Source organism: Azospirillum isscasi (assembly GCF_030849505.1).
Lineage (GTDB): Bacteria > Pseudomonadota > Alphaproteobacteria > Azospirillales > Azospirillaceae > Azospirillum > Azospirillum isscasi.
Window position 1 is genome coordinate 1 of sequence record NZ_JAUJFI010000222.1, and the last position, 7,189, is coordinate 7,189.

General features: G+C 67.8%; 8 protein-coding genes. All 8 read left to right on the forward strand.

What is annotated here, in order from left to right:
- Positions 1-97: 97 nt before the first annotated feature.
- Positions 98-973: an apolipoprotein N-acyltransferase gene (lnt, locus tag QSG27_RS26515; protein ID WP_407653274.1), complete on the forward strand. Its 876-nt coding sequence runs from the start codon at positions 98-100 to the stop codon at positions 971-973.
- A 113-nt stretch (positions 974-1,086) separates the two neighbouring features.
- Positions 1,087-1,572, forward strand: a complete 486-nt coding sequence (locus QSG27_RS26520; RefSeq protein ID WP_306711502.1) for a helix-turn-helix domain-containing protein — start codon at positions 1,087-1,089, stop codon at positions 1,570-1,572.
- A gap of 254 nt (positions 1,573-1,826) precedes the next feature.
- A complete protein-coding gene (metK, locus tag QSG27_RS26525; RefSeq protein ID WP_306711504.1) occupies positions 1,827-2,996 on the forward strand; it encodes a methionine adenosyltransferase in 1,170 nt (389 codons plus the stop codon).
- Between the two features lie 113 nt (positions 2,997-3,109).
- Complete coding sequence (gene trmB, locus QSG27_RS26530; protein ID WP_306711506.1) at positions 3,110-3,820, forward strand: tRNA (guanine(46)-N(7))-methyltransferase TrmB; 711 nt, start codon at positions 3,110-3,112, stop codon at positions 3,818-3,820.
- A gap of 246 nt (positions 3,821-4,066) precedes the next feature.
- Positions 4,067-4,552 (forward strand): ribosome maturation factor RimP, encoded by a 486-nt coding sequence (gene rimP / locus QSG27_RS26535; protein WP_306711508.1) that lies wholly within the window; start codon positions 4,067-4,069, stop codon positions 4,550-4,552.
- A 54-nt stretch (positions 4,553-4,606) separates the two neighbouring features.
- Positions 4,607-6,142 carry a transcription termination factor NusA gene (gene nusA, locus QSG27_RS26540; RefSeq protein ID WP_306711510.1) on the forward strand — a complete coding sequence of 512 codons (1,536 nt, stop codon included), beginning with the start codon at positions 4,607-4,609 and terminating at the stop codon, positions 6,140-6,142.
- 107 nt (positions 6,143-6,249) lie between these two features.
- Positions 6,250-6,891 (forward strand): RNA-binding protein, encoded by a 642-nt coding sequence (locus tag QSG27_RS26545; protein WP_407653275.1) that lies wholly within the window; start codon positions 6,250-6,252, stop codon positions 6,889-6,891.
- A 14-nt stretch (positions 6,892-6,905) separates the two neighbouring features.
- A partial coding sequence (locus QSG27_RS26550) for a translation initiation factor IF-2 associated domain-containing protein (protein ID WP_306711514.1) occupies positions 6,906-7,189 on the forward strand: 284 nt, incomplete at its 3' end.

Here is a 7,189-nt window from a genome sequence, read left to right on the forward strand (position 1 = left end):
AGCGCGTCCAGGGTGGCCTTCGTCTGCTCGGCGAGCTGGCGCATGGCCAGCGCGTTGGCCTTCATCTCCTCGCGCGTCGGACGCGGCGGTTCCGGACGTGCGGCTGCGGCTCGTCCAGCCGGCCATCGACCAGCGGCTGAAATGGGCGCCGGGCGAGCGGGTGCGGAACGTCCAGCAACAGATGGAACTCTCCGCCGCGCCCGCCGCGGAGCCCATGGCCGCCGAACCCGTCACCCACGTCATCTGGGCGGAAACCGCCGTGCCCCTGTTCCTGGACCAGGACGCCCGCCTGCGTCAGGCGCTGGGGTCGGTCACTCCGTCCGGCGGGCTGCTCATCACCGGCGTCCCGCGGATGGAGCCGGGGCCGGACGGGGAGCCGCTCTACTACAACAGCCTGGCGGCGCTGGACGGCAGCGGGGCGGTGACGGGCCGCTTCGACAAGTTCCATCTCGTCCCCTTCGGCGAATACATGCCGCTGCGGAAATGGCTGCCGGTGGGGGCCATCGCCGGCAACGGGGCGGAGTTCTCCGCCGGGCCGGGGCCGGTGTCGCTGCCGCTGAAGGGACTGCCGCCGGTCAGCCCGCTGATCTGCTACGAGGTGATCTTCCCCGGCGCCGTGGTGCCCGGTTCCGATGGCGGCGCGGAACGCCCGCGCTGGATGCTGAACCTGACCAACGACGCCTGGTACGGCAACACCGCCGGTCCGCACCAGCATTTCGCCATCGCCCGGACGCGCGCGGTGGAAGAGGGGATGCCGCTGGTCCGCGTCGCCAACACCGGGATTTCCGGGGTGGTCGATTCCTACGGCCGCATAACAGCCATGCTCCCGCTTGGTCACAGGGGTTTCATCGACGCGGCCTTGCCGGAGGCGCTGGGCAACCCCACCCTTTACGGACGGGTGGGTGATGGCGCGTTCGGGTTGCTTCTTTTGACCTGTTTCGCGGTGGGCCTGCGCGCACGATATCGCGGATAGTGCAACCGAGACTCTTTTTTCAATCACGCGCATCGGGAGCGCTCGGGCGCCCTTGACTGCATACATGGATATGTCGTATCAAGGTTGCACAACTGTTTCAGGGAATTAGAGCAATGCAAGCAACGTCAGCGCGGGGCCGCCGGGCCGCTGCCGGTCGTCCCAAGACGGGAAAACCGAACCCGATCGACGTGCACGTCGGCTCCCGCGTCCGGTTGCGCCGGACCCTTCTGGGGATGAGCCAGGAAAAGCTGGGCGAGGCCATCGGCCTGACGTTCCAGCAGGTGCAGAAGTACGAACGCGGCGCCAACCGCATCGGCGCGTCCCGCCTGTTCGACCTCAGCCGCGTCCTGGACGTGCCAGTGTCCTTCTTCTTCGACGACATGCCGGCGGAAGCCGCCGCGGCCCCGGTTGACGACGACGAGGCCGGCGGCGGTTTCGAGGAGCGTTCGGGCGGCTACGAGCCGGACCCGATGGCCAAGCGCGAGACGCTGGAGCTGGTGCGCGCCTACTACCGCATCAACGACCCGTCGGTGCGCAAGCGGCTGTTCGAGCTGACCAAGGCCGTTGCCAACTCCGGCATGGTCGAAGCCGCCGAATAAGCGGTCCGGAGACGTGAGCCGAACAACCGGAAGCAATCCGGACGGCGGAAAGTTTGGGGAACGTGGCCGCCCGGCCCGTTCCCCGATGTCTTTTCAAGGCGAAATTCCGTCAGCCTCCTCCAACCTTGGGGAGATCGCTTGACCTGGAACGCAAACCTTGTCACATACGGAAAATGACTGGCTTTCCGTGGGTGCTGCGCCGGTCTTCCATAATTCCTTTGTGAAATAGCCCCCGCCCATTGCCGAGGTTCGCCGTGGCCAAGCTCAATTACGTGTTCACCAGCGAGTCCGTGTCCGAAGGCCATCCGGACAAGGTGTGCGACCGCATCTCCGACGCCATCGTCGACCTGTACCTGTCGCACGATCCCTACGCCCGGGTCGCGGTGGAGACGCTGGCGACCACCAACCAGATCGTGCTGGCCGGTGAGGTGCGCGGACCGGAGAGCATCACCCCGGACATGCTGGTTCAGGTCGCCCGCGCCGCGGTGAAGGACATCGGTTACGAGCAGGACGGCTTCCATTGGGAGAAGATGGACGTCAAGTGCTTCGTCCACTCCCAGTCCGCCGACATCGCCGTCGGCGTCGATGCCGCCGGTGAGAAGGACGAGGGTGCCGGCGACCAGGGCATCATGTTCGGCTACGCCTGCAACGAGACCCCGGCCCTGATGCCGGCGCCGATCTACTACAGCCACGCCATCCTGAAGTCGCTGGCCGAGGCCCGCCATTCCGGCGCCGCCCCGCAGCTCGGCCCCGACGCCAAGAGCCAGGTGACGCTGCAGTACGAAAACGGCAAGCCGGTGCGCGCCACCGCGGTGGTCGTCTCCACCCAGCACGCCGACGGCCTGACCCAGGAAGAGGTGCGCGAGATCGTCCGTCCGCACGTTCTCAACGTCCTGCCCGCCGGCTGGATGTGCGACGAGGCGAACTTCTACGTCAACCCGACCGGGCGTTTCGTGATCGGCGGTCCGGACGGCGACGCCGGCCTGACCGGGCGCAAGATCATCGTGGACACCTACGGCGGGGCCGCCCCGCACGGCGGCGGCGCCTTCTCCGGCAAGGACCCGACCAAGGTCGACCGTTCCGCCGCCTACGCCGCGCGCTATCTGGCCAAGAACGTGGTGGCCGCCGGCCTGGCCGAGCGCTGCACGATCCAGCTCTCCTACGCCATCGGCGTGTCGAAGCCGCTGTCGGTCTATGTCGACACCCACGGCACCGGCACGGTGGACGAGGACAAGCTGTCGCAGGTTCTTCAGAAGCTGGTGGACCTGTCCCCGCGCGGCATCCGCACGCATCTCGGCCTGAACAAGCCGGTCTACGCGCGCACCGCCGCCTACGGCCATTTCGGCCGCGAGGCGGAGGCCGACGGCGGCTTCTCCTGGGAGAAGACCGACCTCGTCAACGACCTCCGCACGGCCTTCTTCTAAGACCGGCTTCTTCTGAGACCGGACCCGTTCGTCCGACGTGCAGGGGCCGCTCGGCCCCTGCATACGTTTTGGGCATACGTTTTGGGCATCCGTTTTGGGACCCTGCTGTCACGATGACCGACACCTTCCTGGATTCGTCCAAGAGGCTCTACGGGCGGCGCAAGGGGCGCCCGCTCCGCAAGCGCAAGACCGAACTGCTCGATGGGCTGCTGCCGTCGCTGGAAATCGCGGTGCCGCAGCCGGGCGACCGGATCGACCCCCACGCCCTGTTCCCCAACCCCATGCGCGACGTCTGGCTGGAGGTCGGCTTCGGCAGCGGCCACCACATGGCGTGGCAGGCGGCGAACAACCGCGACGTCGGGGTGATCGGGGCGGAGCCCTTCATCAACGGCGTGGCCGGCCTGCTGAAGCTGGTGGATGACGAGGGCGTCCAGGACAACGTCCGCATCCTGCCGGACGACGCCCGCCCGCTGCTCGACGCCCTGCCGGACGCCTCCATCGGGCGCGCCTTCGTCCTGTTCGCCGATCCTTGGCCGAAGAAGCGCCACTGGGAACGCCGTTTCATCGGCCCGGACAATCTGCCGCGCCTGGCGCGCGTGCTGAAGGACGGGGCGGAACTGCGGCTGGCCAGCGACGACATGGGGCTGGTCCGCTGGATGCTGGAGCACACGGTGCGGCACCCGGATTTCGAATGGACCGCCCGCGGCCCGTCCGACTGGCGCCACCGCACGGCGGACTGGCCGCCCACCCGCTATGAGGAAAAGGCCATCGAGGCCGGGCGCAAGCCGGTCTTCATGCGCTTCGTCCGGAAGGCGCGGGCTTAAGCGCCGGGTCTGCGGGCAGGGGAAGTTGCGGTGGGCATAGGACCATGCGGAAAAGCGCTTGCGGCCTGCTCCGGAATGTCTATATTCACCGCATGAACCCATACGGATCGGCGGCTCGGGAAACCGGGCCGGCGGGACGCTTTGCGGGTGGGCCTTGGCCCACTTATTTTTTTATCAGCGTATGGCATCCCCGTGTTGGTCCCAGGGCGCTGTGCCAGGGGAGACCGCGGGGGCGGGTCAGGTGGAATGGAAGCAACCGGTCGTATCGAGCAGATCATCACGCCGTCGGTCGAGGCCATGGGCTACGAGGTCGTGCGTGTGCAGTTGACCGGTGGGCAGCGCATGGTTCTGCAGGTCATGGCGGAACGCGCCGACAGCGCGCCCATGACGGTCGAGGATTGCGCCGACATCAGCCGCGCCATCTCCGCGGTGCTCGACGTTGAGGACCCGATCAAGAGCGCCTACACGCTGGAGGTCAGTTCGCCCGGCATCGACCGGCCGCTGACCCGCCTGAAGGATTTCGAGCGTTTCGCCGGATTCGAGGCCAAGCTGGAAACCCGGCTCGCCGTCGATGGCCGCAAGCGCTTCAAGGGCATGCTGAAGGGCGTCGAGGACGGCCTCGTGTGCATCGAATCGGAACAGGGAGCCGCCCGCCTGGAGTTCGACAACATCCTGCGCGCCAAGCTGGTCTTGACGGATGAACTGATCCGCGCCAGCCAGGGCCAGGGTTGACGGGTCCGGCCGGGCATCACTCAAGAACAAACGCCAGTCCAGGAAGTGTGACGGATGGAACTGCTGCAAGTCGCTGACGCGGTTGCCCGCGAAAAGAACATCGACCGGGACGAGGTCCTGGAGGCGATGGAGCAGGCGATTCAGAAGGCCGGGCGCTCCAAGTACGGCCACGAGCACGACATCCGCGCCCGAATCGACCGCAAGACGGGCGACATCCACCTGACCCGCCACCTGGAGGTGGTCGAGGCGGTGGAGAACGAGGCGACGCAGGTCACCCTCGCCTACGCCCAGCGCCGCAAGCCGGGCGCCAAGCTCGGCGACTTCCTGGTCGATCCGCTGCCGCCCATCGACTTCGGCCGCATCGCCGCCCAGACGGCCAAGCAGGTCATCGTCCAGAAGGTCCGCGACGCGGAGCGCAAGCGTCAGTTCAACGAATACAAGGACCGCACCGGCGAGATCGTCAACGGTCTGGTCAAGCGCGTCGAGTACGGCAACGTCACCGTCGATCTGGGCCGCGCCGAAGCGATCCTGCGCCGCGACGAGCTGCTGCCGCGCGAGCATTTCAAGAACGGCGACCGCGTGCGCGCCTACATCTACGACGTGCGCGAGGAAGCGCGCGGCCCGCAGATCTTCCTGTCGCGCACGCATCCGATGTTCATGGCGAAGCTGTTCTCGCAGGAAGTGCCGGAGATCTACGACGGCATCATCGAGATCAAGGCGGTGGCCCGCGACCCGGGTTCGCGCGCCAAGATCGCGGTGATCAGCAACGACAGCTCCATCGACCCGGTCGGCGCCTGCGTCGGCATGCGCGGCAGCCGCGTCCAGGCCGTGGTGGGCGAGCTGCAGGGCGAGAAGATCGACATCATCCAGTGGAACCAGGAGCCGGCGACCTTCATCGTCAACGCCCTGGCCCCGGCCGAGGTCGCCAAGGTCGTGATGGACGAGGACAACAGCCGCATCGAGGTGGTGGTGCCCGACGACCAGCTCTCGCTGGCCATCGGCCGCCGCGGCCAGAACGTGCGGCTGGCCACCCAGCTCACCGGCTGGGACATCGACATCCTGACCGAACAGGAGGAGTCGGAGCGCCGGTCGGAGGAATTCCGCACCCGCTCGCAGCTCTTCATGGAAGCGCTGGACGTGGATGACGTGATCGCCCATCTGCTGGTCGCCGAAGGCTTCACCTCCGTGGAGGAGATCGCCTACGTCGAGACCGAGGAGCTGGCCGAGATCGAAGGCTTCGACGAGGACGTGGCGGAGGAGCTGAAGCAGCGCGCCCTGAACTTCCTCGACGAGCAGGACGTCCGCATGACCGAGAAGCGCCAGACGCTCGGCGTCGAGGACGCGGTCGCGGAAGTGACCGGCTTCAGCCCGACCCTGCTGGTGAAGCTGGGTGAGAACGGCGTGAAGACGATGGACGACCTCGCCGACCTCGCCGCGGACGAGCTGAGGGACATCCTCGGCAAGGACGCCCCGACGGAAGACGAGGCCAACGAGATCATCATGGCCGCCCGTGCCCACTGGTTCGATGGCGAGGAAGGCGCGCCGGCTCCGGCGCAACCCTCCGCCGACGGCCAGGCGGCCCAGGGCTGAGCCTGGAATCAGGACGCACAACGGTACGGATGGTTGGGCTGAGCGACAGGAACGAACAGACCGGGGCGGACGGCCAACCGGACGGCCTCGGGGCCGAAGGGGAGCCGTTGCTGCCGGCGGATCTGGAAAAGGGTCCGCTGCGCCGCTGCATCGCTACCGGAACCGTGCAGCCGAAGGACGGCATGATCCGCTTCGTGGTATCACCCGACGGCGAGATCGTGCCCGATCTGGAGGAAGGGCTTCCGGGCCGCGGCCTCTGGCTGTCCGGGGACAAGGCGGCCTTCGCGAAGGCCGTCGCCAAGAACATGTTCGCCAAGGCGGCGCGGCGCGCGGTGCGCGTCCCGCCCGATCTGGCGGAACGGCTGGAGAAGCTGCTGGAGCGGCGGTGCCTGGATGCCTTCGGGCTGGCGCGCCGGGCCGGGCAGGCTCTGGCCGGATACGAAAAGGTGCGCGAGGCGCTGAAGACCAATCAGGTCGGACACGCCGGACCACCCGGTCTGCTGGTCGAGGCCAGCGACGGATCGCCTGATCAGCGGGGCAAGATCACAGCGCTGGCGCCGGGTATGCCGGTTGTTGACCTGTTCGACGCCGCGGCGATGGCCGCGGCCCTGGGACGGGAAAACGCGGTGCACGCGGTGGTGGCGCGCGGCAAGCTGGCCAAGGGATTGGCCCGCGACGCCGCGCGTCTCAAGGGTATCAAAGGCTTTGTCGCCGGCACGTCGCCGGCCGGCCACGGAAGCAACGTCTGACCATTCGGGAACCGATGACCGACAGCAACGACCAGGACCAAAAGAAAGTCTTGCACCTCTCCGGCTCCGGCAAGGGGAAGCTGGAACTGAAGAAGCCGGTCGAGACCCAGGTCCGGCAGAGCTTCTCCCATGGCCGGTCGAAGCCCGTGACCGTGGAGGTCAAGCGTAAGCGGGCCGTGGAGAAGGGTGCCCTTCCGGGCGTGGCCGATGGCGGCGCCGCCGCGCGTCAGGCCGCCCAGGGCATTCCCGTCCGCGGCGTGCCGGGCCAGCGCCAGCGCGGCGGCGGCGGTGCCGTCCG

What these genes read in the sequence shown, in the direction of transcription:
- QSG27_RS26520 (WP_306711502.1), top strand. Translation starts at nt 1,087, where the DNA reads ATGCAAGCAACGTCAGCGCGGGGCCGCCGGGCCGCTGCCGGTCGTCCC.
- rimP (WP_306711508.1), top strand. Translation starts at nt 4,067, where the DNA reads ATGGAAGCAACCGGTCGTATCGAGCAGATCATCACGCCGTCGGTCGAG.
- nusA (WP_306711510.1), top strand. Translation starts at nt 4,607, where the DNA reads ATGGAACTGCTGCAAGTCGCTGACGCGGTTGCCCGCGAAAAGAACATC.
- trmB (WP_306711506.1), top strand. Translation starts at nt 3,110, where the DNA reads ATGACCGACACCTTCCTGGATTCGTCCAAGAGGCTCTACGGGCGGCGC.